Below are 24463 nucleotides of genomic sequence, written 5' to 3'. Positions count from 1 at the left end.
ACGTGGGCATATGCGCGCAGGCATGCTCCTTCTTAGTTGCCGCGACGAGACCTCGTATTAAGGGCCACTCTCGTCGCGGAGCTTTCCGTGGGTCCGCCATCACGCAGACGAGAGAAGACGCCACACCATGCGAAACAACCAGAAGCCCTCGGGCGCACCGATCCACAAGTACCGTCCGTACTCGGAGCAGATCCGCGTCGATCTGCCCGATCGCACCTGGCCGAGCAAGCGCATCGAGGTCGCACCCCGCTGGTGCGCCGTCGACCTGCGCGACGGCAACCAGGCACTCATCGACCCGATGAGCCCCGAGCGCAAGCGCGTCATGTTCGAGCTGCTCGTCGGGATGGGCTACAAGGAGATCGAGGTCGGATTCCCGAGCGCCAGTCAGACGGACTTCGACTTCGTCCGGCAGCTCATCGAAGACGACCTGATCCCCGACGACGTCACCATCCAGGTGCTGACCCAGGCGCGTGAGCACCTCATCGCCCGGACCTACGAATCGATCGCCGGCGCGAAGCAGGCCATCGTCCACCTGTACAACTCGACGAGCGTGCTGCAGCGCGAGGTCGTGTTCCGCAGCGATGAGCAGGGCATCATCGACCTCGCTCTCGAGGGCGCGCGGCTGTGCCGGCGGTTCGAGAAGACCATCCCCGAGACGACCGTCTACTACGAGTACTCGCCCGAGAGCTACACCGGGACCGAGCTCGAGTTCGCCGCGGACATCTGCAATCAGGTCATCGAGATCTTCGAGCCGACGCCGGACCGCAAGGTCATCATCAACCTGCCCGCGACGGTCGAGATGGCGACGCCCAACGTCTACGCCGACTCGATCGAGTGGATGAGCCGCCACCTCGCCCACCGCGAGAACGTCATCCTGTCGCTCCACCCGCACAACGACCGCGGCACGGCCGTCGCGGCGGCCGAACTCGGCTACCTGGCCGGCGCGGACCGGATCGAGGGATGCCTGTTCGGCAACGGCGAGCGCACCGGCAACGTCGACCTCGTCGCGCTGGGCATCAACCTGCTGACGCAGGGCATCGACCCGCAGATCGACTTCAGCGACATCGACCACGTGAAGCGCACCGCGGAGTACTGCAACCAGCTGCCGGTCCCCGAGCGGAGTCCGTGGGCGGGTGACCTCGTGTTCACCGCGTTCAGCGGGTCGCATCAGGACGCCATCAAGAAGGGCTTCGAGGCGATGGCTGCCCGGGCCGAGGCGGCCGGGACGTCCGTCGACGAGATCGAATGGGCCGTGCCGTACCTGCCCATCGACCCGAAGGACCTGGGCCGTTCGTACGAGGCCGTCATCCGCGTCAACTCGCAGTCCGGCAAGGGCGGCGTGGCCTACCTGCTGAAAGCGGACCACGCGATCGACCTGCCGCGCAAGCTGCAGATCGAGTTCTCCGGAGTCGTCCAGGCGAAGACGGATGCCGAGGGCGGCGAGGTCTCGAGCGATCAGATCTGGTCCATCTTCTCCGACGAGTACCTGCCTGCGGCCGCCGACGACGCCAAGTGGGGGCGCTTCGAGCTGCTGTCCACCGGCACCCGGAGCGACATGTCGGGCGATGTGCGACTCGAGGTGACGCTGCGCGATGGCGATGAGAGCGTCGCGGCATCCGGCGCGGGCAACGGCCCGATCGCCGCCTTCCTCGAGGTGCTGCGGGAACGAGGATTCGAGATCTCGCTGTACGACTACGTCGAGCACACCCTCGGCGCGGGCGGGGACGCCCACGCCGCCGCGTACGTCGAGCTCCAGGTCGGCGACCAGCGGCTCTGGGGTGTCGGGATCGACGGCGACATCTCCACCGCGAGTCTGAAGGCGGTCGTCTCGGCCGTCAACCGCGCCATCCGCACCCGGCGCCACGCCGGCGAGCTGGCCGGCGTCTGACGGGCCGGCGGGTCGCCGTCAGGGCCTGATGATGGGAATCGTCGAGGTCTCGACGGCGACCTTCCGCCGGTAGAGGGCGCGCTGCTCGGGCAGCGAGATGTCGAAGATCACCGCGAGGACGCGGATGACCGCCGTGACGCCGATGCACGCGAGGGCGGCGGGCAGCGCCTGGAAGCCGAGCGAATCGAGCGCGACGAGGACCGCGCAGCCGACCGCCGCCGCCACGGCGTAGAGCGACCCGACGTGCATCATGGCGACGGGCAGACCCATGAAGACGTCGCGGAGGAGGCCGCCGCCCACGGCCGCACAGGCGCCGACGAACACGGCGGGGATCGGCGGCAGGCCCAGGGCGAGTGCCTTCGTGGTCCCGAGGGCCCCGAACATCCCGATCGCGACGGCGTCGAGCGCCACGATGACGCCGTTCAGCCGCTGGAAGACGCCGGCGAGGAGCATCCCGATCAGCGAGGCGCCGGTCACGGTCAGCAGGTACCAGTTGCTCTGCAGGGTGACCGGCGTCGTGTTCAGCAGCAGATCCCGGATGAGACCGCCGCCCAGTCCCATCACGATGCCGATGATCGCGACACCCAGCAGGTCGAGGCGGCGCTGGCCGACGAATCCCGAGGCGAACAGGGCACCCTGCACGCCGCCGAGGCCGACGGCGGTCAGGTCCGCCCACAGCGGGATGAGGAACTGCGGCTCGGTCACGCCTTCATTGTGCCTGCTCGCGGGATAATCGGAGGATGCCGACATACCGCGACGAGGTCGTGGTCCTGCGCACCCACAAACTGGGCGAGGCGGACCGCATCGTGACGATGCTGAGCCGGCGCAACGGCAAGCTCCGCGGCGTCGCCAAGGGGGTGCGCCGCACGTCGTCCCGCTTCGGAGCGCGGCTGGAGCCGTTCATGGTCGCCGACGTCCAGCTCTACAAGGGCCGCTCGCTCGACATCATCCAGCAGGCGGAGTCGCTCGGGGCGTACGGCGCCGACATCGCGGTCCACTACGACCGGTACACGGCGGCCTCTGCGATGGTCGAGACGGCGGACCGGCTCAACGAGGCCGAGGCGACCCCGCAGCAGTACCTCCTCCTCGTCGGCGGGCTGCGTGCGCTGGCCCGCGGCGACCACGCCGCGCGGTCGGTCCTCGACTCCTACCTGCTGCGCGTCATGTCCCTGTCGGGATGGGCGCCGTCGCTGTCGGCGTGCGCGCGGTGCGGTGCGCCCGGTCCGCACCGCTGGTTCGTCGCCCAGCTGGGCGGGATCGTCTGCGACGCGTGCGCGCCCGCCGGCGCTGCGCGGGTCGCTCCCGAGACCGGTGAGCTCCTCCGCGCGCTCCTGGCCGGCGAGTGGGACGTCGTCGACGCGGCCGGTGACGGCGCCACGGCCGCCTCGTCGGGCCTCGTGTCGGCGTACGCGCAGTGGCACCTCGAGCGCGGCATCCGCTCCCTGTCCCATCTGGAGGCACCCCGGTGAGTCCCAAGCCGTACACCCATCGCGATGCGGTGCCCTACCGACCGCTGGACTGGACCGGCCTGCAGCCGCCGGCGTTCCCGAAAGGGGGCGTCCCGAACCATGTCGCGATCGTCATGGACGGCAACGGGCGGTGGGCGAACCGACGGGGACTCACCCGCATCGAGGGACATCGCGCCGGCGAGGAGGTGCTCCTCGACGTCGTCGCCGGTGCCATCCAGGCCGGCGTCAAGAACCTCAGCGCCTACGCGTTCTCGACGGAGAACTGGAGTCGATCGCCCGAGGAGGTCCGCTTCCTCATGGGCTACAACCGCGACGTGCTGCACCGTCGTCGCGATCAGCTGAACGAGTGGGGCGTGGCGATCCGCTGGGCGGGCCGGAAGCCGCGCCTCTGGGGATCGGTCATCAAGGAGCTGCAGTTCGCCGAGGAGCTCACGCGCGGCAACGACGTGCTGACCTTCACGATGTGCGTCAACTACGGGGGCCGCCACGAGATCATCGACGCGATGCGGGCGATGGGGGAGCAGATCGCGAGCGGCAGGCTCAAGCCCTCCGCGATCACCGAGAAGACGCTGCGCCGCCACCTCTACGTCCCCGACATGCCCGACGTCGACCTGTTCATCCGCTCCAGCGGTGAGCAGCGGACCTCGAATTTCCTGCTGTGGGAGGCCGCCTACGCCGAGATGGTGTTCCTCGACACGCTGTGGCCGGATTTCTCCCGCACCGACCTGTGGGGCGCGATCGAGCTGTTCCTCTCCCGGGACCGCCGGTTCGGGGGCGCCGTGGACGCTCCGCAGCCCTGAGGGGCATCGGCGGAATACCGGCGCGCATTCCGCGCGTTGCATCCGACGTGACGGATGCCATCAAGATCGACGTATGGAGTGACATCGCGTGCCCGTGGTGTTACATCGGCAAGCGCAACCTCGAGACGGGGCTCGCGGAGACGGCGGCGGACGCCGACGCGCCCCGGGTGGAGGTGACGTTCCACTCCTACGAGCTGTCGCCCGACACCCCCGTCGACTTCGACGGTGACGAGATCGACTTCCTCGCCACCCACAAGGGCATGCCCGCCGACCAGGTCACGCAGATGCTGGAACGCGTGACGGGCGTCGCCGCCGAGGCGGGTCTCGGGTACCGCTTCGACATCCTCAAGCACACCAACACCGTCAAGGCGCACGAGCTGCTGCACTTCGCGAAGGCGCACGGTGCGCAGCGCGAGATGACCGAGCGTCTGATGGCCGCCTACTTCACCGAGGGCCGCCATGTCGGCCGCGTGGACGACCTGGTCGACCTCGCCGCCGAGGTCGGTCTCGACGGCGCCGCGGCGCGGGAGGCGCTCGAATCCGAACGCCACCTCGCGGACGTCCGCGCCGATCAGGCGCAGGCGCAGGCATACGGGATCTCGGGTGTTCCCTTCTTCGTCATCGACGGCAAGTACGGCGTCAGCGGCGCCCAGCCGGCCGCCGCGTTCGCGCAGATCGCGCGCCAGGTGTGGGCGGAGCGCACCGCGCCCGCCGTCGCCGGCTGAGCGATCCGCCCGAATGCCCGAGGCCCGCCCCGGGAGGGGGCGGGCCTTCGTCGTGCCGAGCGCGCGGCTCAGACGAGAGCGGCCTCGATCGCCGCGATCACCTCAGGCTCGTTGGGCTTGGTCTGCGGGCGGAAGCGGTGGATGTCGCCCTTCGGGGTGACGAGGAACTTCTCGAAGTTCCACAGGATGGGACCCTTGGCCCGCTCCGCGTTGTCGGTCTTCTTCAGCGCCTTGTAGAGAGGGGCGGCGTGCGACCCGTTCACTCGCACCTTGTCCATGATGGGGAAGGTGATGCCCCAGTTGACGGCGCAGTAGTCCAGGATCTCCTCCATCGACCCGGGCTCCTGGCCCATGAACTGGTTGCACGGGAAGCCGATGACCTGGAGTCCTCGCCCGCCGTACTCGCGCTGGAGCTCCTCGAGCTGCTCGTACTGGGGCGCGAGTCCGCACTTCGAGGCGACGTTGACGATGAGGAACGCCTTGTCGCCGAAGTCCGCGAGGGTGGTCTCGTCCCCTCCGGCCGTCGTGAACGGGATGCCATGAAGGGGAGGGGTCTCGGTCATGCGTCCACGATAGGGCTCACCGCGATCCCGAACGTCCCTCGGGTCTGGGAGAATGGGATGGATATGTCCACCACCGTTGCTCCGCCCGCGCCTCTGCGCATCGGGCCGCTCACCCTCGACGCTCCCGTCGTCCTGGCGCCGATGGCGGGGATCACCAACACGGCGTTCCGGCGCCTGTGCCGCGAGTACGGCGCGGGCCTCTACGTCAGCGAGATGATCACGACGCGCGCGCTCGTCGAACGCAACGCGGCCACCCTCCGCCTGATCCGCCATCACGAGTCCGAGAAGCCCCGCTCGATCCAGCTCTACGGCGTCGACCCCGCGACGGTCGAGTCGGCCGTGCGGATCCTCGTCGAGGAGGATCACGCCGACCACATCGACCTGAACTTCGGATGCCCGGTGCCCAAGGTCACCCGCAAGGGCGGCGGATCGGCGCTCCCCTGGAAGACGAACCTGTTCCGCGAGATCGTCGAGCGCGCCGCTCGCGCCGCCGAGCAGATCCCGCTGACGGTGAAGATGCGCAAGGGCATCGACGGCGACCACCTCACCTACCTCGACGCCGGCCGCATCGCCGAGGACGCGGGAGCGGCGGCCGTCGCGCTGCACGCCCGGACCGCCGCGGAGTTCTACTCCGGCACCGCCGACTGGTCGGCGATCACGAAGCTCAAAGAGACCGTCACGAGCATCCCCGTGCTCGGCAACGGCGATATCTGGTCGGCGGCGGACGCCGAGCGGATGATGGCCGAGACCGGCTGCGACGGCGTCGTCGTCGGTCGCGGCTGCCTCGGCCGGCCGTGGCTGTTCGGCGATCTCGCCCGGACGCTCGGGACCGGGCACACCGCTCCCGCCGTCGACGCCACCCTCGGATTCGTCGCGCAGGCGTTCCGCCGCCACGCCGAGCTGCTCGTCGAGTTCTACGAGGACGAGGGCCGTGGATGCCGCGACATCCGCAAGCACGTGGCGTGGTACTTCAAGGGCTATCCGGTCGGCGGCGACCTGCGCGCGAAGCTCGCGACGGCGTCGAGCCTCGCCGAGATCGACGACCTCCTGGCCACTCTCGACGCGGACGCGCCCTACCCGGGTGCGGCTGCCGAGGGACAGCGGGGGCGGGCCGGCACGCCGAAGCGTCCCGCGCTGCCCGAGGGCTGGCTCGAATCCCGGGAACTGGGCGACGCGGCCTCCGCGACCCTCGCCGATGCGGAGCTCGACACCAGTGGCGGTTGAGCTGGCGAGCGGGGTCGGCATCGCGCCGGGCCGTCCCGCCGGATACGACGCACACGACGCGGAGCGCTTCCACCCCGAGACCCACCGGTCCAACCGTGACGGCTTCGCGCGCGACCGCGCACGGGTGCTGCACTCCGCCGCCTTCCGCCGTCTCGCCGCGAAGACGCAGGTCCTGAGTCCGGCGAGCCCCGCCGACTTCGCCCGGAACCGGCTCACGCACTCCCTCGAGGTCGCGCAGGTCGGCCGGGAGCTCGCGATCGCCCTGGAGCTGTCGCCCGACGTCGTCGACACCGCCTGCCTGAGTCACGACCTCGGGCATCCGCCCTTCGGCCACAACGGCGAGCGGGCGCTCAACGAGTGGGCCGAGGGCATCGGCGGGTTCGAGGGCAACGCCCAGTCGCTGCGCATCCTCGCGCGGCTCGAGCCCAAGGTCGTCGACGACGACGGCGAGAGCTTCGGACTGAACCTGACCCGTGCGAGCCTCGACGCGACCTGCAAGTACCCGTGGACGTCGGACCATGCGATCCCAGACCCGGGCGGACGCCAGAAGTTCGGCGTCTACGCCGAGGACGAGGCGATCTTCGCGTGGCTGCGGCAGGATGCTCCTGGGCGGGTCCGCTGCATCGAAGCCGAGGTGATGGACCTCTCCGACGACATCGCCTACTCCGTGCACGACTTCGAGGACGCCGTCCTCAACGGCTACCTCGACCCGCGACGCCTCGCGGATGCCCGCGAGCGCGAGGCGCTGCTGACGGCCATCCAGTCGTGGGTGGGCCTCGGGTTCAGCCGCGACGAGCTCGCCGACGCGCTCTACCGGATCGTCCGGCTGCCGGAGTGGATGACGGAGTTCGACGGCACGCGTGCCGCCGTCGGTCGCCTGAAGAATCTCACCTCCGACTTCATCGGCCGGTTCGCGCGCGCCGCCACGGCCGCGACCCGCGAGCACTACGACACTCCTGCCCTCACGCGGTACCGCGGGCGCATGATCATCCCGCGGGTGATCGAGGCCGAGATGGCGGTGCTGAAGGGGACGATCGGCGCGTTCGTGGTGTCGATCGACGGGCGCAAGGGACTCTACAAGGAGCAGCGTCGGGTGCTGAAGCGCCTGGCATCCGCTCTGCTCGAGCGCCCCGAGCACCTCGACCGCGTCCATGCCGTCGACTTCGCCGCGGCCGGGACGGATGCCGCGCGTAAGCGCGTCGTCGTCGACCAGGTCGCCACCCTCACCGACCGCTTCGCCATCGAATGGCACTCGGCGCTCGTCGGTCCCGTCGACCTGCGGGAGCTGGGACTCTGGCCCGGCGGTTCCCGGAGCATCGCCTCGCCCGGGTTCGCGCTGCCCGAACCGATCGAGGGACTCTGATGGCGCGGATCCGGCAGACCGACGTCGACGAGGTGAAGGCGCGGACCAACATCGCCGACATCGTCGGTGAGCGCGTGGCGCTGAAGTCCGCCGGGGTCGGCTCGATGAAGGGCCTCTGCCCTTTCCACGACGAGCGGAGCCCGAGCTTCCACGTCCGGCCGCAGGTCGGCTACTACCACTGCTTCGGGTGCGGCGAGTCGGGCGATGTGTACTCGTTCCTGCGGGCGATGGACCACCTGTCCTTCACCGAATCGGTGGAGCGGCTCGCGGGACGCATCGGCTACACCCTGCACTACGAGGACGGCGCCGCCGCCCCCGAGACGAGCGGGCGCACCCGCCTGTACCAGGCGAACACCGCCGCCGCCGAGTACTTCCGGTCGCAGCTGGCCAGCGCCGAGGCCGAGACGGGGCGACGATTCCTGGGCGAACGCGGCTTCGACGCCGGGGCCGCCGCGCACTTCGGCGTCGGCTACGCGCCGAAGGGCTGGGATCACCTGCGCGATGCGCTGCGCAAGCAGGGGTTCACCGACGAGGAGATGGCCACCGCCGGGCTCGTCTCGCAGGGGCAGCGCGGGGTCTACGACCGCTTCCGCGGTCGTGTCGTCTGGCCCATCCGCGACCTCACCGGGCAGACCATCGGCTTCGGTGCCCGCAAGCTCTTCGAGGACGATCAGGGACCGAAGTACCTCAACACCCCCGAGACGCCGATCTACAAGAAGGCGCAGGTGCTGTACGGCCTCGACCTCGCCAAGAAGGACGTCTCCCGCTCGCACCGCGTCGTCGTGGTGGAGGGCTACACCGACGTGATGGCCTGTCACCTGGCGGGGGTCACGACCGCGATCGCGACGTGCGGCACCGCATTCGGCTCCGATCACATCTCGGTGCTTCGTCGCGTCATGGGGGACGACAGCGCGTCGGGCGAGGTCATCTTCACCTTCGATCCGGATGCCGCCGGCCAGAAGGCCGCGCTGCGCGCGTTCGCCGACGAGAAGCGGTTCGCCGCGCAGACGTACGTCGCCGTCGCACCCGACGGCCTCGACCCGTGCGACCTGCGGCTGAACCGCGGGGACGGCGCGGTACGCGCGCTCATGGACGCGAAGGCGCCGATGTTCGAGTTCGTCATCGACCAGAAGCTCGGCGGGTTCGACCTGTCGAGCGTCGAAGGCCGGGTGGGCGCCCTCCGTGCCGCGGCGCCGATCGTCGCCGAGATCAGGGACTCGTCGCTGCGACCCGGCTACACGCGCGTGCTGGCGCGCAAGCTCGGCATGGACCTCGGCGAGGTGACGCCGGCGGTCGAGCGTGCGGCCCGGGGGAGCCGCGCATCGCGTGACAACGACTCGCCGCCGGTCCAGCCGGTCCCCGGTGCGCCCGCGGAGTCGGTGCGGGTCACGATCGGCACGCTTCCGCGCACGGCGGCCGTCGCACTCGAGCGTGACGCGCTCATGGGGGTGCTGCAGTACGGTCACACGCTGGACGCCGCCGAGGTCGACGCGGCGTTGACGCTGCCGATGCAGCATCCGGCGCTGGAGGCCGTCCGCCAGGCGGTCGTCGCGCAGCCCGACCGGTCCCGTGTGGGCTGGTCCACGGCGGCGGTCGACGCGACCCGGGAGCCGTTCCGCTCGCTCGCGGCGGAGCTTCTGACCTCGTCGTTCCCGGCGCTGACGGAAGCCGAGGCGAAGGCGTCGACGCGTGGACTGTGCCGACGGCTGCGGATGCGGGCGATCGACCAGGAGAAGTCCGAGCTGCTCGGCGCAGTGCAGCGCGTTCCGGCGGACTCCGAGGAGGGGCGCCGGGTGAGGGTCGCGCTGCGTGACCTCGACCTGCGGCGCCGGGCCCTCACCGAGGACGAATAGCGCGAGCCCGCCCGAGCGGGGAGGATGGAGCGCATGGTGCGTGTGATGGATGCCGATGCCGCAGTCAGCTGCGACGACCTGTCGATCGCCCGGGTCTCCGCCGACATGCGGGTCGTCGACGGCGTGACGTTCCGACTCGCCCCCGGCGAGGCGATCGCCGTCATGGGGGCCACCGGGTCGGGGAAGTCGAGCCTCGCGGCCGGACTCGCCGGCGCGCACTCGCGCGACCTGTCCATCGCGGGCGGCGCGGCCGAGGTGGCGGGGATCTCGCTGCGCGCACGCGGCCGGGCGGGCCGCATCCGTTCGTTCCGCACCGGGTACCTGGCGCAGGGGGCGAACTCATCGCTGCCGGCTCGGATGACGGTCGCGGAGATCGTCGCCGAGCCGATCACGGCGCGCGACCGGAAGGTCAACGAGCGCGCTCTCGCGCTGCGCGTCGCGGCGCTGCTGGATGAGCTGCAGCTGCCGCGGGGATCCGCGGAGAAGTACCCGTACGAGCTGAGCTCGGGCATGCGGCAGCGCGTCGCGATCGCACGGAGCCTGGTGCTCGATCCGAAGGTGCTGATCGCCGACGAGCCGTACGCGAACCTCGATGTGGACGTCCGGGCCGCGGTGCTCGACGCGCTCGGGCGCCGACGGGACGATGGCATGGCGATCGTCGCGGTGACGAACGAGCTCGAGCTGGTCACCGGCTTGCAGGCTCGGGTGCTCGTCCTGCGCGCGGGTCACCCGATCGGGCTGGGGCCGAATCCCGACGAGATCCTGTGGACGCCCGACGAGGCGACGTCGATCGCGGGATGAGCGCGCTCGCGGTCGCCGTCGCAGCGACACGGATGCCGTCCGGTGTTCAGAGCACCGCTGGAGATTTGCTACGATAGTCGGGTTGCCCGCTCGCGGGGAACTGATCCTCGGTAGCTCAATTGGCAGAGCAATCGGCTGTTAACCGATAGGTTCTTGGTTCGAGTCCAAGCCGGGGAGCCACGCGCCGAAACTCCTCCGATCCGTCGGGGGAGTTTCTGCATCTCCGCACGAATTCAAGCCGTCGCGGTCAGGAGTAACGCCGTGACGCGCCGGACCGTTCGGGGAGCGGGTCCGTCTGCGGGTGCTCCGATTTCGCATTCTGCCGCGGGATGACCACTTCCTTGACGATCAGCAGGATCGAGGCGGTCACCGGGACGGCCACGAGGGCGCCGAGAAGTCCGAGCAGGGTGCCGCCGATCAGCGCTCCGATGACCACGAGCGATCCGGGCACGGACACGGCGCGGTTCATGACCCGCGGTGTCAGCACGTACGCCTCGACCTGCATGTAGATCAGATACGCGATCGCGAAGACGACGGCCGACGTCGGATCGTGAAGGAGCGCCGCCGCTGATCCGACGAACCAGAAGAGAACCGTTCCCACCAGAGGGATGATGGTGAGGCTGAACGCGGTCACGGCGAGCAGGATCGCGAAGGGCTGCCCCGCGAGGGCGAAGACGACCAAGGCGAACAACGAGTTGAGGACCGCGAGGACCACCATCCCGCTGAGGTATCCGCCGACCGACCGGGTGATCTCCTCCGTGATCCGGGCGACGTCATCGCGGGAGCGTGCGGGACTCAACCGGTAGAAGGACTCCTTCATCTGTCGAAGCGAGGCGAGGAAGTACAGACTCAGGACGATCACGATGATCGTGCCGGAGATCCCCGAGAAGACGGAGATGCCGAGCTGGAGGACCCCGCCTCCCACGGCGGCGAGGCTCGCCGGATCGGTGAGGAACGTTTGGAGCTCCGAGACGAATTCGGAGACCTGGTCCCCGAACTGCGCGGAAAGCCTCGCGTAGACGTCGGTTTCCTGGAGGGCCGCGATCAGCTGCGGCAGGCTCCGGACGAATTGCGCGATCTGTTCGACGACGGTCGGGACGACGAGCCAGACGACGCCCGCGACGACGAGGGCAAAGGCCGCGTAGACGATCGCGATGGCGGCCGGCCTCGGGAATCGCGCCGACAGGCGGCGGACGAGCGGGTCCAGCCCGAGCGCGACGAACAGGGCGATGGAGATGTAGATCCAGACCGTGGACAGCCGGGTGACCGCGATGCCGAGGGCCAGGGCGAGCAGGGCGCCCGTCATAACCAGGAAGCCTGTTCCGAGCGGACGCCTCAGGATGACGGGCGACGCGCCTCGCTCGGCCGGCGGCGGCTGAACGTTCGAGTCGGTAGCGGTGATCTGCCTCCGGCGACTCATGCCGTCACCTTACGGTCACTCGGCATCTTTGTCAGCGCCGGCTGCGCACGGCGCCGCGGCGTGAGACTTCGCCCGGCCGAGCGTCTCTGAGGGGACCGTCAGCCGGAGGAGTCAGCTCGTGAGCTGTTCGCGGAGCTCGAAGTCGCCGGACATGGTGGCCGCCGTGATGCGGCCGTCGGCGAGGCGGAGGATCGTGAACTCTGCGACGTTCACGTGCCGTCGCGTCGGGGCGATGCCGCGGTAGGCGCCGACATGCGTACCGCTGCCGCGGAGGTGAGCGGCGATGCGATCGTCTTCGGCGACCACCTGGATGACCTTCCACCGCCAATCGGGGAACGCGGCGAACAGGTCGGCGAGGTCCTCCGTCCAGGACTCGACGCCCGCGGGCAGATGTGCTCGGCGAACGGTCGGGGTGACGAGCTCACGGATCGCGGCGAGGTCGTGGCGGTTGCAGGCGTCGAGGTAGTCCGCGAACCATTCGTGCAACTGCCATGGCTCCATCACCGTTCCATTATCGGGCGGATGCCGATGAGTGGGGTGATGGGCGGATGCGGGGACGCGTGCGCCTCGCGCCGTCTTCTCCACAGGTGGTCCTGCGGGCGGGTTGTCCACAGGAACCGGCGTTGATCTGGGGTTATGCAGAGTGGATGTCGGACCCCCTCGTCACAATTGGGGGTATGACAGCACTGGTTCCGGAGCCCGGTTCGGGGGCTCGGCGTCTCGCGGAGATCGTCGACGCGGTCGCTGGTCGGCGGCGGGAGATCGCCCGGTTGCAGGCGGCGGAGGCGGCGCTGTTGTCGGAGGCGATGGATGTCGCGTTGGAGCAGATGGGTCCGCCGTCGCGGGATCTGGATGCGCCGTATGACGTTCCGGTCCGGTCGGCGGCGGCGCAGATCGCGGTCGCGGTGCGGGTGTCGGATCGGACGGTGCAGGCGTGGATGGATGCCGCACACACGCTGTGCGACCGGTTCCCGGCAACCCACGCGGCGCTGGGTGAGGGCCGGATCGAGCGGTCGCATGCGCAGGTGATCGCCGAGGCCGGGGTGAACATCCTCGACGGGGAGTCGCGGGCGGAGTTCGAGGGGGCGGTGCTGCCGGTCGCGGAACGGGAGTCCGCGAACAGGTTGCGGCCGATCGCACGGTTGCTGGCGCAGCGGATCCACCCGATCCCCCTCGCGGACCGGCACCGGGCGGCCGCGACCCGCCGCGGCGTGTGGCTGCGGGAAGGCGTCGACGGGATGGGGGAGCTCGGGTTCAGCGGGCCGATGGTCCAGGTCGCCGCGATCAAGTCCCGCCTCGACCTGCTCGCCCGGGACGTCGTCGATGCCCGGCACGGACGGTCGGGTGGTGATCCCGGTGATGCGCTCGAGGGACTGAACGAGCCGTGCTCGAGGGATACCCGGTCGATGGGTGAGGTCCGGTTCGACGTCGCGGCGGACCTGCTGCTCACCGGGCACGCCGCTCCCCGGGACTCCGAGGACTCGATCCCAGCGGGGGATGCGATCCGTGCGCGCGTGCAGATCACCGTGCCGGTGCTGACCCTCCTGGGCAGGTCCGATGAGCCTGCAGAAATCGTCGGTCACGGGCCGATCGACCTGGACACCGCCCGGAACCTCGCCGGCGACGCACCCGGATGGGACCGGGTGCTCACCCACCCGGTCACCGGGTGCGTGCTCGCCGTGGACCGGTACCGGCCCACCGCCGAGCAGCGTCGCTTGCTCGCGGTGCGGGACGAGCACTGCCGGTTCCCCGGCTGCCGGCAACCCGCACACCGGTGCGACATCGACCACACCATCCCCGCCGAACACGACGGCCCCACCGAGATCTGCAACCTCGCCCACCTCTGCCGCAGACACCACACCCTCAAACACCACTCCGCCTGGAAAGTCAGACAACACCCCACCGGGGTCCTCGAATGGACCAGCCCGAGCGGCCACACCGTGCCCGACATCCCCGCCCGCACCCTCGTGTTCGCCGCGGTGGACCCGCCACCGTTCTGACACACCGGTGACCGGCGGAGCGGATCGACGTCCGCCCGGGTGCGGCGCGTCAGGCGTCGAGGTCGTCGACGCCTGGAAGCCAGCTCTGACCGGGCTTGCCCCACCCGCGCTTGCGTGCGATCTTCTGCGTCGTCTTCCAGTCCGAGTCGTCCAGGCGATCGATGTACAGGATGCCGTTGAGGTGGTCGAACTCGTGCTGCATGATCCGAGCGCGCCAGCCATCCACACGGATATCCAGCGGCTGACCGTCCAGGTCCGTGCCGATGACCCGGACCTCGTCCGAACGGCGGAGCGCGAAGCGTTCACCCGGGAACGACAGGCATCCTTCCGACTCGTCCTCCGGATCGGGCGAGCCCGGCTCCGCAGGTGTCATCCACAACTCCGGATTGAGGATCACGCCGCGCCAGGGCTCCCCGTCATCGTCCGCGTAGCTGTACGTGTAGATGCGAAGACCGACGCCGACCTGCGGTGCCGCGAGGCCGACGCCCGGGGCGGCATCCATCGTCTCGAACATGTCCGCGACCAGCGTGCGGATGTCGTCGGTCACCTCTCCGACGGGGGAGGCGACGGCGTGGAGAACGGGATCTCCCATGATGCGAATCGGTAGAACGGCCACGTCACCAGCCTATCCAGCCGTCCGCCCGGTATCGTCGGGGACGTGTCTGACCTGGCGACGTCCATCGGCGAGATCACCGACGAACTAGTCGGTGTGTTCCGGGACCCTGCCATCCTGATCGGCATCCCACTCGCCGTCCTCGGCGCCGTCTTCATGTCGTTCGGTGCGCAGTACCAGCACCGAGGGGTCCAGAAGGTCGAGCGGGAGAGTGCGAGGGCCGGCGACTCCGGGCTCAGCGGTGGTCAGCTCGTCCGGCTGCTGCGCCGTCCGTCCTGGGTGCTCGGCACCGTCATGCTCGGCCTCGCGATCGTCTGCCAGCTCTTCGCGCTGTCGTTCGCACCGCTCATCCTGGTGCAGCCGATCGGGGCGATCTCGCTCGTCATCACGACCCTCCTCAATGCGCGGATCAGCGGGCACAAGCCGACCGGACGCTCCATCACCGCGATCGCCCTGTGCGTCGGCGGCATCCTCGTCTTCGTCACCGTCGCCGCGCTGTACGCGACCGCGTCGCCGGTCAGCAACCCGCAGCTCCTCACCGTCCTCGCCATCCTGGTCGGTGTCGTCGTGGTGCTCACGGTGCTATGGCTGACGCTCCGCAAGCGGATGCGGGCGCTGTTCTACATCGTCGCGGCCGGCATCGTCTACGGCTTCGTCGCGACGCTCGCCAAGATCGTGATCAGCCGCATCCAGAGCGGCGACTTCGAGTGGCTGACGGTCGCCTGCGTCGTCGCACTGCTGGTGGGCACCGCCCTGGGCGCGTACTTCGTGCAGACTGCCTACTCGTCCGGTCCGCCCGATCTCGTCATCGCCGGTCTCACGGTCGTCGACCCGATCGTCGCGATCATCATCGGCCTCACGGTGCTGGGCGAAGCCCGCGGCGCTCCCTTCGGGGCCTACATCGGATTCGCGATCGCGGGAGCACTGGCTGTCGTAGGTGTCTTCCAGCTCGCTCGTTACCATCCGCAGGTGGTCAGTGAGAGCCAGGAGATCCCGATCCCACGTGGCAGTGCCGAGTTCTCGGACGCCAAGCACCCGTCGACGGGCTCGGTCCGCCTGACCGAGGCGGTCTCGAAGGTGTGGCCCGAGCCTCCCGTGAGCGACGAAGAGCGTCCCCGGCGCTAGGCTTTTCTCCGCAGGGGGCGGTGGCCAAGCTGGTCAAGGCAGCGGGCTCATAACCCGACGATCGTGGGTTCAAGTCCCACCCGCCCTACCGATTCGGCCCTGGGGTCCGCGAGATGGCGTGGGTCCCGGCTGTTGTGCGTGTCCGATGAAGCCGACATCACTCGGAACGGGACGGACATGGCGTCGCACTGCTAGACCGGTCTGCGGACGACCGTGAACCGATCGTGCTCCTCGGCGGGGGAGAATCCTCGCTGCTCGAACATCGCCCGCGGGCCGCAGAAGGACGATGCGTCGTCGTCGCGTTCCGCACTGCGGGGGTATCCCTCGACGAAACGCGCACCCCGCGACCCGCCGTCCTCGATGACACGGTCCAACAGTGCCGATGAGACACCGTGGCGGCGGTAGGGCGGCGCGATCACGAAGCACGACACGCCCACGACGGTGTCGGCGGCGGGTCCGTCGGGGTCGATGCCGTCGTATTTCGCGTACGTCGACCGGTACGACGCGTTGACCCACCCCGCCGGTCTCCCGTCGACGTAGGCGAGGTAGCCCAGCGTGGCTCCGGAGCGGAGCCGCTCGGCCATCTCTGCGCGCACGTCGCGCCACGGACGTTCCGGCACATCACCGGTGTGCGGATGAAGGCAGTAGCACGAGCCCCAGTCAGGATTGTCCGGGAATGCGTCGCGGTCGAAGAAGCGCAGCCAGTCATCGATGCGCTCCTCCGTGACGGGGTGCACCTCGATCGTCCCGATGGAGGGCAGTCGCTCGGTCGGGCCGACTTCGCGCGAGGATGCCTCCGCGAAGTTGCGCGCCCACAGCCGGATCTCGTCATCCGGGTACGGAACGTCGTGCTGCGCGCGCACGTGTGCGAGCAACCCCTCCGCAAGGGGTTCGACCGCGTCGCCGTCGAACCGGGCATCCTTCTCGAAGCACTCGACCCACATACCGTTCATCTTCCGAACGACCCCGCGCCGGATCAAGGGGTTGCGTCACCGACACGAGACCAGTGGGGACGCCGTGCTCTCTCATGCGGGCGTGCGCGATTCCGTCGCGAGTCGCCTGGTGGCGACCACCCGCATGGTCACCCGGATCACGCCGAGTGCCACGAGGAGGACGAAGGCCGCCCAGCTCACCGAGTACAGGATGGCGCCGACGCCGGAGTGGTCCCCGCCGCTGGTGCCGAGACCGTCGGCGACGGCCATGCCCGCCGGGAACCCCGCGATGAAGTAGGCGAACACGCCCAGCGCGAGCATGGCCAAGTAGCTGGCGGTGACATCCCAGGCGTGGAAGGCGGGGACGAGCGCCGCGGTGATGAGGATGCCGATCGCGAGCGCGACGCCGAAGCCCGCGATCGCGTACGGATACCAGCTGAAGATCACTTCGCCGCGCTCAGCCGCCACCGAGGCGATCTCCTCACGCGTGAGGCCGGGAGCCGCGGCGAGCGGGCTGAGGAACTCGGTGATGGCCACGATGAGTGCGGCGTAGGCCGTGACGAGCAGCGTACCGATGGCGGCGATCATCACGCGGACGGGGCGGGTCATGTCGCCATTGTGACGCACGCGAGAGCGGATGTGAGAGAGTTCCCGGATGGGTCTCATCGGGTGGCACGCGGTCATCCTCCTCGCTGTCGTCGTGGTCGTCGCGCTCGTGGTGTTCGTCGTGTACCGGTTGATCCTGCGGGCTGTGCGTCGAGGCGCGTTCGATGCTCGGGATGCCGCACGCGGCCCTCGGATCTAGCCAGCGCCACGTGCGGTCGGCCGTGCCGAAACCGCCGGTCGGGTCGCCGCCGGAGCCATGGCGTCCGGGAGAGGGGATCGGTAGGGTGCGGAGCATGAGCGATGCAGCGCGACGGGGCGGGTCCGCCTGGGTGCGCGTGACCGTGTGGGCGCTCGGCCTCGGGATCGCGCTCGGCGGTGTCGTCGTCGCGGTGGCGACCAGCAGTGCGTGGCCGCTGGTAGCATCCGCCGGGCTGGCCATTCCGATGCTCCTCGCGGGCCGACCTGATCGAGGCGCACGCCGAAGCGGGCGGCCGGAACGGAGCTCACGCGGTGCGGCAAAGGTCACGGAGCCCCTGCACTCGCGGTCATGACCCAGACACCGACCAGGCCGGCACCCGGGGCGCGTCTCCGCGGTAACTGCTCCGGCCTCGCATTCATCGCGGTCGTCATCATCGCCGCGCAGGCGCTCCACCTGTCGAACGCCGCCGCGTCCCTCGTGACGAGCATCGGAAGCTGAACGGGCCGCTCGCCGGAAGGGGCGGCACCCGCCGCCACGCCGTGTCGCGGCCCCGTCACCGCTGGACGCGGTCGTAGGAGGGCTGCCGCACGGCGCGGACCCAGCCGTCCATGCGCGCGCCGGGCAGCATGCGACTGCCGGCGTCGAATCGCAGCTCATCGGGGCGATCCGGCGCGTGCCGGAGCGTCAGGACCGCGAACGGATGCCACCGGCCGAGCGGCGAGGCGAAGAAGAGGCCGAGACGCCAGTCCTCGGCGCTCAGTGCCCGCTCCAGCTGCCGCCCGCCCGAAGGCAACGGCGGGCCGAGCGGCCGTGCGCGGAGGAGGACGGGCCCCCGCGTGCCGCGATACGGCAACAGCGTGCCGTACGAGGCGCGCGATGCCCGCCGATGCGGAATCAGCGCGAACCGGAGCGGGACGCCGACGCCCGTCGACGCGAACTCGATGTCGGCGGGGCCGTCGGACGTCTCGACACGCAGCGCCAGCCCGAGCACATCGGGCAGCGGCGAGGGGAGTCCGACCGACCGTGACAGCCGCGCGACGACCGGAGCCGAACGCTGGCGGGGCGGCTCATCGATCCACGCGATGCCGGACTGCGGTGCGTCGGTGATCCAGTGCACCGCCCCGTCGAGCAGCAGGCCTCGAGAATGGATGGGGCGCGGATGCCGGAACCGCTGCAGCAGGGCGAACCCGGCTCGGAGCGCACGTCCTGCGGCGCGGGCGGGGAACATCGGAGTCACCGGGTGATTACACCGCGGGTCCACCCTGTCTCCGATGGGGTTGCGCCGGGCCCGGCGGGCATCTAACGGCGCCGTGCGCGATTGGCAAGGGGGCCGACGTCAGCGTCTCTTCGGCGTGTCATATGGCAGGTCGCCGTGCGGAGATCGTCGCGCGGCGAGCGACCGGCGGAACGAACCGCGAACCGAACCCGGGGGAGGACCCGATGAGATCACTGGCAGAGCAGAGCACGACCGAGATGGGCGGGCGGGTGAGTGTCCTCGCGCGTCAGAAGTCCGACCACGTCGAGCTGGACCGCCTGCTGCACCGGCTCGACGGTGCCTCGCACGAGGACCAGCTGCCCGTGCTCATCGACCTCTACCGGCTCGTCTTCCCGCACGCGTTCGCCGAGGAATCCGTGCTCTGGCCGGTGATGCGCCGGGTTCTGCCCGACGGGGAGGAGCTGACGCTCCAGGTCGAGCAGGAGCACCAGGAGGTCAATGAGCTCGTCACCCGACTCGAATCCCTCGAGCCCGGCACCCCGGAGCGCACGGCGGCACTGGATCGGCTCGCCGAGGTGCTGCGGGAAGACGTGCGCGACGAGGAGGACGAGCTCTTCCCTCGGCTCCAGGAGCGCGTGTCCCCGGCGCAGCTGCGGATGCTGGGACTGGCCTGGGAAGTCGTCCGGCGCGTCGCCCCCACTCGCGCGCACCCGATCGTCGCCCGACGCCCCCCGGGAAACGTCGTGTCGGCCCTGCCGCTGTCGGTGCTGGACCGGACCCGCGACCGGCTGGATTCCGCCCGCCTGCGGGGCGGCGGCTCTGGGCGCGCACGTCGCGGCCTGAGCTCCGGTCTGGCGCGGCTCGCTCACGCGATCGAGCGATCACCCGCCATGCGGCGCGGCGAGGACCCCTCGACACGGGTTCTCCGCAAGCCCGGGCCCGCGTGGGGCCTCGTCATCGCGGCCGCTGCACTGGTGCTGACCGTCTGGCGGCGGCGGCGCTGACCGTCCGCCGCCGCTCGAGAAGGGACGTTCAGGCCCGGTCGTCGCTGTCGTCGAGGTCGACCTCGTCGCCCGCGCGGGCGGCATCCTCACTGACTTCGTCGCTCACGACCGGGGTGGGGGCGGCGTCGTCGGCGTGCGCGTCGTCGACGTCGCGTTCGTTCGGCGTGGTGTTGTCGCTCATGGGAGCTCCTTCCGTTTCAGGCCACCCTCGCAGACGCCGGGCGCCATGGTTACACGGTTGTGATTTCCGCCGATCGTGAGTGATAATGGCACCACAACCGCACATCTCATCGCCCGGTTCTCCCGGTCAGGTCGTAGGGGAAGACGTACCTGAACGAAACGGAGAGAACGATGGCGACACCACACGCGCGTGGAGTGATCTTCATTCACTCTGCGCCACGAGCGTTGTGCCCCCACCTCGAGTGGGCGGTGGGGCGCGCCCTCGGCCACGCCGTCAACTTCGACTGGGCCGAGCAGCCGGTGCTGTCCGGCAGCCGCCGTGCGGAGTTCTACTGGGAGGGGCCTGCCGGCACCGGCGCCGCTCTCGCGAGCGCGATGCGCGGGTGGGAGCACCTCCGCTACGAGGTGACGGAAGACCCCACCCCGCGCAGCGACGGCGGCCGGTGGCTGCACACGCCGAGCCTCGGCATCCACTACGCGCAGACGGACGCGGCGGGCAACGTGGTCATCGGCGAGGACCGGATCCGGTACGCGATGGAGATCGCGGCGGGTGACGTGTCCGAACTCGAGCGCGAACTGGACGTCGCGCTCGGCGCTGCGTGGGACGACGAGCTGGAGGCCTTCCGGCACGCCAGCGATGACGCCCCCGTCGTCTGGCTTCACAAGGTCGGCTGAGACGCTCCGGCGCCGACGGACACTTCCACACGACGCAGATCTTCAGGCGGGTGCACTCCTCGCGTACGGCGAGCGGCGCCCCGACCGGCCTCGGATGGCTTCCCGGGGACCGGGGCGGCACCGGCCCCGCCTGATCCACGAAGGACGCCCCCAGGAAGTATCCCGGGGGCGTCTTTCTCTGGCCGCGGTGAGCTCAGACCGATCGGAACGCGACGACGGCGTTGTGACCGCCGAAGCCGAACGAGTTGCTGATCGCGAGCTGATCGCCGTCGCCGAGCGCCACCGTCTCGCCGGAAAGGCGGAACGGCACGGCCGGGTCGGGCTCGGTGATGTTGATCGTGGGAGGTGCGACGCGGTCCCGGACCGCCAGGACCGTGAACATCGCCTCGAGGGCGCCTGTTCCGCCGAGCAGGTGACCGGTCGACGCCTTGGTGGCCGAGACGGGCAGCTCGTGCACCCGGTCGCCGAAGACGCTCTTCAGGGCGACGTACTCGTTGGGGTCGCCGACCGGGGTGGACGTCGCGTGGGCGTTGACGTGGGTGACCTCGTCGGGCGAGGCGCCCGCCATCTCGAGGGCGAGTCTCACGGCGCGCGCGGCGCCGGTGCCCTCGGGGTCGTTGGCCGTGATGTGGTACGAGTCCGCCGTGACGCCGCCGCCGACGAGCTCGGCGTAGACGGTCGCGCCGCGGGCCGTGGCGTGCTCCTCGGTCTCGAGGATCAGCACCGCCGCGCCCTCGCCCATGACGAAGCCGTCGCGGTCGATGCTGCCGGGGCGCGACGCGGTCCCGGGGGAGTCGTTGCGACGCGAGAGCGCCTGCATCGAGGCGAAGGACGCGATCGTGATCGGATGGATCGCCGATTCGCTGCCGCCGGCGATCACGATGTCGGCGAGGCCCGCACGCATGTGCTCGATCGCGTTCACGAGCGACTCGGTGCTCGAGGCGCATGCGCTGGCCACGGTTCGCGCGTAGGCGCGGGCGTTGAAGTGGAGCGACAGATTGCCGGCCGCGGCGTTCGGCATGAGCATGGGGACCGTCATCGGCATGACGCGACGCGGGCCCTTCTCGCGGAGCGCGTCCCAGGCGTCCAGCAGCGTCCACACACCGCCGATGCCGGTCGCGAACTCGACGCCCAGGCGGTCGGGGTCGACGTCGGGCGAACCGGCGTCCTCCCACGCCTCTTTCGCGGCCACCATCGCGAGCTGCGACGACGGGTCGAGGCGCTTGGCGACCGGACGGTCGAGGACCGTGTCGGGTCGCACCTTCGCCTCGGCGGCGAACGTGACGGGCAGCTGGTACTTCTCCACCCACTCGTGCTCGAGCGTCCGGGCACCGGACGTGCCGGCAAGCAGTGCCTGCCAGCTCTCGGGGGCGGTGCCGCCGATGGGGGAGGTCGCACCGATACCGGTGACGAAGATTCGCTGAGTGCTCATGGTCTCCTCGTGCGGCTCCGGTGGGGGCGAGCCCCCACCGGACGCGCGCGTCAGGCCTGGTTGGAGGTGATGTAGGTGACGGCGTCGCCGACGGTCTTGAGGTTCTTGACCTCTTCGTCGGGGATGGTGACGCCGAACTTCTCTTCGGCGTTGACGACGATCGTCATCATCGAGATGGAGTCGATGTCGAGGTCGTCGGTGAACGACTTCTCCATCGCCACCTCGTCGGCCGAGATGCCGGTCTCGTCGGTGATGAGCTCGGCCAGGCCGGCGAGGACCTCGTCGTTGCTGTATGCCATGGTTTTCTCCTTAGTGGGGGTCGGGCCCGGCGGGCCGGTTGTCAGTCTAGGTCTGGGAGTGCCGAGGTCACGGGAGGACGACGACCTGGGCGCCGAAGACGAGGCCGGCGCCGAAACCGATCTGCAGGGCCAGGCCGCCGCTCAGCTCCGGATGCTCCTCGAGCAGCCGGTGCGTGGCGAGCGGGATGGATGCCGCCGACGTGTTGCCGGTCGTTTCGATGTCGCGGCCGATCACGACGGTGTCGGGCAGCTTCAGCTGCTTGGCGAACTCGTCGATGATGCGCATGTTCGCCTGGTGGGGGACGAACGCGGCGAGGTCGTCCGGAGTGATCCCGGCATCCTCGATCGCCTGACGGGCGACCTTGACCATCTCCCACACCGCCCAGCGGAAGACCGTCGGGCCCTCCTGGCGGAGGGTCGGCCAGGGTGCGGTCCCATCGCGGAACTCGGTGAGGGTGTGGTTCATCCCGACGGCGTCGGCCTTCGACCCGTCCGAGCCCCACACGGTCGGGCCGATGCCCGGAGTGTCGCTGGGTCCGATGACCGCCGCGCCCGCCCCGTCGCCGAGGAGGAACGAGATGGAGCGGTCCGTCGGGTCGACGATGTCGCTCAGCTTCTCGGTGCCGATGACCACCGCGTAGTGGGCGGCCCCGGCGCGGATGAGGGCATCGGCCTGCGCGACCGCGTAGGCGAAGCCCGCGCACGCCGCGTTGACGTCGTAGGCGGCAGCGGGATTCGCGCCGACGCGGTCGGCGACGATGGCCGACACCGACGGGGTCTGCTTCGGATTCGACACGGTCGCGACGATGACGGCGTCGATCTGCTCCGCCGCGACGCCGGAGCGGGCGATGGCCTCGCGCGCGGCATCCGTCGCCAGGTCGATCGCGTCCGTGGTGGCGACGGCGCGGGCGCGCGTCACGATGCCGGTGCGCTGGCGGATCCACTCGTCGCTCGAGTCGATCGGGCCGACGAGGTCCTCGTTCGGGACGGCGTTCTCGCCGCGCGCGGCGCCGTACGCGTAGATCCGGGTGTGAGCCGGTCCCGTGGGCTGGTTCAGGATCGCAGTCATGCGTCTCCTCCGGTCAGGAGGGCGGTCGCCGCGGCGAGGTCCTCGGGGGTCTTCACGGCGACCGAGGGTACGCCGCGCAAGCCGCGCTTGGCCAGCCCGACGAGGGTGCCGGCGGGAGCCAGCTCGATGATCCCGGTGACGCCGGAGTCCGCGAACGACGTCATGCACAGGTCCCAGCGGACGGGATTCGCCACCTGGGCGACGAGCTGGTCGACGGCGGTGCGGCCGTCCGACACGAGACCGCCGTCCCGGTTGCTCCACAGCGACAGGGAGGGATCGGATGCCGCGACGTCGGCCGCCGCGCTCCGCAGGGTCTCGACGGCGGGAGCCATGTACCGCGTGTGGAAGGCGCCGGCGACCTGCAGCGGGATCACCCGGCTGCCCCGCGGCGCGGCTGCGGCCAGCTCGGCGAGCGGCGCGAGCGCGCCGGCGGCGACGATCTGGCCGCCGCCGTTGTAGTTCGCGGGGGTGAGATCGAGCGCCTCGAGGCGGTCCAGGACGGCGGTCTCGTCGCCGCCGACGACGGCGCTCATCCCGGTCTGCTCCTGGGCGGCGGCCTCGGCCATCGCGCGACCGCGGATGCCGACGAGCCGCATGCCGTCCGCGGCGGACAGCACACCGGCGGCGACGAGCGCGGCCACCTCTCCGACGGAGTGCCCCGCGATACCTCCGGGGCCCGGCGCGTCGGCGTCCGCGGTGAGTGCGGCCCACGACAGCAGGCTCGCGGCGACGATGAGGGGCTGCGCGACCTGCGTGTCGCGGATGCGGTCGGCATCCCACTCGGTCCCGGCTGCGATGAGGTCGACGCCGGCGTACTCGGAGTACTCCTCGAGGAGGCTGCGGGATCCCTCCCGCTCGAGCCACGGCGAGAGGAAGCCGGGGGTCTGCGAGCCCTGACCGGGGAAGACGGCGATGATCACGGTTTCCATCCTTACAAGAACGAGGAGCCTGCTGCTGTCGGTGGGCGCACAAGAACTGCGGGATGCTTTGTGCGCGCCCTACAGCCT

At 70.2% G+C, this 24463-nt stretch carries 27 protein-coding genes and 2 tRNA genes; 16 read left to right on the top strand and 13 right to left on the bottom strand.

What is annotated here, in order from left to right; all coding sequences use genetic code 11:
• The first annotated feature begins 127 nt into the window (after positions 1-127).
• Complete coding sequence (gene leuA, locus AB3M83_RS09430) at positions 128-1888, top strand: 2-isopropylmalate synthase (RefSeq protein WP_412947387.1); 1761 nt, start codon at positions 128-130, stop codon at positions 1886-1888.
• A gap of 18 nt (positions 1889-1906) precedes the next feature.
• On the opposite strand, the gene AB3M83_RS09425 is transcribed toward leuA, so the two are convergent.
• A complete protein-coding gene (locus AB3M83_RS09425) occupies positions 1907-2593 on the bottom strand; it encodes a trimeric intracellular cation channel family protein (RefSeq protein WP_412947385.1) in 687 nt (228 codons plus the stop codon).
• A gap of 35 nt (positions 2594-2628) precedes the next feature.
• On the opposite strand from AB3M83_RS09425, the gene recO reads away from it, so the two are divergent.
• The 3 genes from recO to AB3M83_RS09410 are packed head-to-tail and all read left to right on the top strand — an operon-like array spanning position 2629 to position 4882.
• Positions 2629-3357 (top strand): DNA repair protein RecO, encoded by a 729-nt coding sequence (gene recO / locus AB3M83_RS09420; RefSeq protein ID WP_412947382.1) that lies wholly within the window; start codon positions 2629-2631, stop codon positions 3355-3357.
• Entirely contained in the window at positions 3354-4157 is an 804-nt protein-coding gene (locus tag AB3M83_RS09415) for an isoprenyl transferase (protein ID WP_412947380.1), read from the top strand. Before recO ends, AB3M83_RS09415 begins: the two co-directional genes overlap by 4 nt.
• Before the next feature lie 47 nt (positions 4158-4204).
• Positions 4205-4882: a DsbA family oxidoreductase gene (locus tag AB3M83_RS09410; protein ID WP_412947377.1), complete on the top strand. Its 678-nt coding sequence runs from the start codon at positions 4205-4207 to the stop codon at positions 4880-4882.
• A gap of 68 nt (positions 4883-4950) precedes the next feature.
• Here the strand turns inward: AB3M83_RS09410 and AB3M83_RS09405 are convergent, their stop codons facing one another.
• Positions 4951-5445 (bottom strand): glutathione peroxidase, encoded by a 495-nt coding sequence (locus AB3M83_RS09405; RefSeq protein WP_412947374.1) that lies wholly within the window; start codon positions 5443-5445, stop codon positions 4951-4953.
• Between the two features lie 63 nt (positions 5446-5508).
• Between AB3M83_RS09405 and dusB the strand changes: the two genes are divergently transcribed.
• The 5 genes from dusB to AB3M83_RS09380 all read left to right on the top strand — a co-directional run bounded on the left by dusB (position 5509) and on the right by AB3M83_RS09380 (position 10866).
• The gene (gene dusB / locus AB3M83_RS09400; RefSeq protein WP_412947371.1) at positions 5509-6669 is read left to right on the top strand and encodes a tRNA dihydrouridine synthase DusB; all 1161 of its coding nucleotides are present in this window, start codon (positions 5509-5511) and stop codon (positions 6667-6669) included.
• Positions 6659-8032: a deoxyguanosinetriphosphate triphosphohydrolase gene (locus AB3M83_RS09395; protein ID WP_412947369.1), complete on the top strand. Its 1374-nt coding sequence runs from the start codon at positions 6659-6661 to the stop codon at positions 8030-8032. The genes dusB and AB3M83_RS09395 overlap by 11 nt, the downstream gene beginning before the upstream one ends.
• Positions 8032-9885, top strand: coding sequence for a DNA primase (gene dnaG / locus AB3M83_RS09390; RefSeq protein WP_412947366.1), 1854 nt, complete (start codon positions 8032-8034; stop codon positions 9883-9885). The genes AB3M83_RS09395 and dnaG overlap by 1 nt, the downstream gene beginning before the upstream one ends.
• 33 nt (positions 9886-9918) lie before the next feature.
• Positions 9919-10686, top strand: a complete 768-nt coding sequence (locus AB3M83_RS09385; protein ID WP_412947365.1) for an ATP-binding cassette domain-containing protein — start codon at positions 9919-9921, stop codon at positions 10684-10686.
• 104 nt (positions 10687-10790) lie between these two features.
• Positions 10791-10866 (top strand) — tRNA-Asn (locus AB3M83_RS09380).
• Between the two features lie 67 nt (positions 10867-10933).
• Here the strand turns inward: AB3M83_RS09380 and AB3M83_RS09375 are convergent.
• Together AB3M83_RS09375 and AB3M83_RS09370 are read right to left on the bottom strand one after the other, a co-directional pair.
• Complete coding sequence (locus AB3M83_RS09375; protein WP_412947362.1) at positions 10934-11992, bottom strand: AI-2E family transporter; 1059 nt, start codon at positions 11990-11992, stop codon at positions 10934-10936.
• 225 nt (positions 11993-12217) lie between these two features.
• A complete protein-coding gene (locus tag AB3M83_RS09370) occupies positions 12218-12607 on the bottom strand; it encodes an ester cyclase (protein ID WP_412947861.1) in 390 nt (129 codons plus the stop codon).
• Positions 12608-12783: 176 nt separating this feature from the next.
• On the opposite strand from AB3M83_RS09370, the gene AB3M83_RS09365 reads away from it, so the two are divergent.
• Positions 12784-14106 (top strand): HNH endonuclease signature motif containing protein, encoded by a 1323-nt coding sequence (locus AB3M83_RS09365; protein WP_412947359.1) that lies wholly within the window; start codon positions 12784-12786, stop codon positions 14104-14106.
• 49 nt (positions 14107-14155) lie between these two features.
• Here AB3M83_RS09365 and def read toward each other — a convergent pair whose 3' ends face one another.
• The gene (def, locus tag AB3M83_RS09360; protein WP_412947357.1) at positions 14156-14722 is read right to left on the bottom strand and encodes a peptide deformylase; all 567 of its coding nucleotides are present in this window, start codon (positions 14720-14722) and stop codon (positions 14156-14158) included.
• Positions 14723-14764: 42 nt separating this feature from the next.
• Between def and AB3M83_RS09355 the strand changes: the two genes are divergently transcribed.
• Both AB3M83_RS09355 and AB3M83_RS09350 read left to right on the top strand, forming a co-directional pair.
• Positions 14765-15844, top strand: a complete 1080-nt coding sequence (locus AB3M83_RS09355) for a DMT family transporter (RefSeq protein ID WP_412947355.1) — start codon at positions 14765-14767, stop codon at positions 15842-15844.
• Positions 15845-15858: 14 nt separating this feature from the next.
• Positions 15859-15932: transfer RNA gene (locus tag AB3M83_RS09350), tRNA-Ile, on the top strand.
• Positions 15933-16035: 103 nt separating this feature from the next.
• On the opposite strand, the gene AB3M83_RS09345 is transcribed toward AB3M83_RS09350, so the two are convergent.
• Both AB3M83_RS09345 and AB3M83_RS09340 read right to left on the bottom strand, forming a co-directional pair.
• The gene (locus AB3M83_RS09345) at positions 16036-16788 is read right to left on the bottom strand and encodes a GNAT family N-acetyltransferase (RefSeq protein ID WP_412947353.1); all 753 of its coding nucleotides are present in this window, start codon (positions 16786-16788) and stop codon (positions 16036-16038) included.
• An 81-nt stretch (positions 16789-16869) separates the two neighbouring features.
• Positions 16870-17385 (bottom strand): hypothetical protein, encoded by a 516-nt coding sequence (locus AB3M83_RS09340; RefSeq protein ID WP_412947351.1) that lies wholly within the window; start codon positions 17383-17385, stop codon positions 16870-16872.
• 46 nt (positions 17386-17431) lie between these two features.
• On the opposite strand from AB3M83_RS09340, the gene AB3M83_RS09335 reads away from it, so the two are divergent.
• Together AB3M83_RS09335 and AB3M83_RS09330 are read left to right on the top strand one after the other, a co-directional pair.
• On the top strand, positions 17432-17581 hold the full coding sequence (locus tag AB3M83_RS09335) for a hypothetical protein (RefSeq protein ID WP_412947349.1): 150 nt from the start codon (positions 17432-17434) through the stop codon (positions 17579-17581).
• Between the two features lie 348 nt (positions 17582-17929).
• On the top strand, positions 17930-18079 hold the full coding sequence (locus tag AB3M83_RS09330; protein ID WP_412947347.1) for a hypothetical protein: 150 nt from the start codon (positions 17930-17932) through the stop codon (positions 18077-18079).
• A gap of 55 nt (positions 18080-18134) precedes the next feature.
• Here AB3M83_RS09330 and AB3M83_RS09325 read toward each other — a convergent pair whose 3' ends face one another.
• Positions 18135-18818: a hypothetical protein gene (locus tag AB3M83_RS09325; protein WP_412947345.1), complete on the bottom strand. Its 684-nt coding sequence runs from the start codon at positions 18816-18818 to the stop codon at positions 18135-18137.
• Positions 18819-19021: 203 nt separating this feature from the next.
• On the opposite strand from AB3M83_RS09325, the gene AB3M83_RS09320 reads away from it, so the two are divergent.
• Positions 19022-19801 (top strand): hemerythrin domain-containing protein, encoded by a 780-nt coding sequence (locus tag AB3M83_RS09320; protein ID WP_412947342.1) that lies wholly within the window; start codon positions 19022-19024, stop codon positions 19799-19801.
• 28 nt (positions 19802-19829) lie between these two features.
• On the opposite strand, the gene AB3M83_RS09315 is transcribed toward AB3M83_RS09320, so the two are convergent.
• Positions 19830-19982 carry a hypothetical protein gene (locus AB3M83_RS09315; protein WP_412947340.1) on the bottom strand — a complete coding sequence of 51 codons (153 nt, stop codon included), beginning with the start codon at positions 19980-19982 and terminating at the stop codon, positions 19830-19832.
• 170 nt (positions 19983-20152) lie between these two features.
• Here AB3M83_RS09315 and AB3M83_RS09310 point away from each other — a divergent pair, with 170 nt between their 5' ends.
• Positions 20153-20656 (top strand): DUF3145 domain-containing protein, encoded by a 504-nt coding sequence (locus AB3M83_RS09310; RefSeq protein WP_412947337.1) that lies wholly within the window; start codon positions 20153-20155, stop codon positions 20654-20656.
• A 193-nt stretch (positions 20657-20849) separates the two neighbouring features.
• On the opposite strand, the gene AB3M83_RS09305 is transcribed toward AB3M83_RS09310, so the two are convergent.
• The 4 genes from AB3M83_RS09305 to AB3M83_RS09290 all read right to left on the bottom strand — a co-directional run bounded on the left by AB3M83_RS09305 (position 20850) and on the right by AB3M83_RS09290 (position 24376).
• Positions 20850-22088, bottom strand: coding sequence for a beta-ketoacyl-[acyl-carrier-protein] synthase family protein (locus AB3M83_RS09305; protein WP_412947335.1), 1239 nt, complete (start codon positions 22086-22088; stop codon positions 20850-20852).
• A gap of 50 nt (positions 22089-22138) precedes the next feature.
• Complete coding sequence (locus tag AB3M83_RS09300; RefSeq protein WP_412947333.1) at positions 22139-22387, bottom strand: acyl carrier protein; 249 nt, start codon at positions 22385-22387, stop codon at positions 22139-22141.
• A 67-nt stretch (positions 22388-22454) separates the two neighbouring features.
• Entirely contained in the window at positions 22455-23456 is a 1002-nt protein-coding gene (locus tag AB3M83_RS09295; protein ID WP_412947332.1) for a beta-ketoacyl-ACP synthase III, read from the bottom strand.
• Positions 23453-24376, bottom strand: a complete 924-nt coding sequence (locus AB3M83_RS09290) for an ACP S-malonyltransferase (RefSeq protein ID WP_412947331.1) — start codon at positions 24374-24376, stop codon at positions 23453-23455. The genes AB3M83_RS09295 and AB3M83_RS09290 overlap by 4 nt, the downstream gene beginning before the upstream one ends.
• Positions 24377-24463 lie beyond the last annotated feature (87 nt).

This window comes from Microbacterium pasadenense (genome assembly GCF_047246565.1).
Lineage (GTDB): Bacteria > Actinomycetota > Actinomycetes > Actinomycetales > Microbacteriaceae > Microbacterium.
Note: the sequence above shows the minus strand (reverse complement) of the source record. Positions and strands in the feature narration are given on the sequence as shown.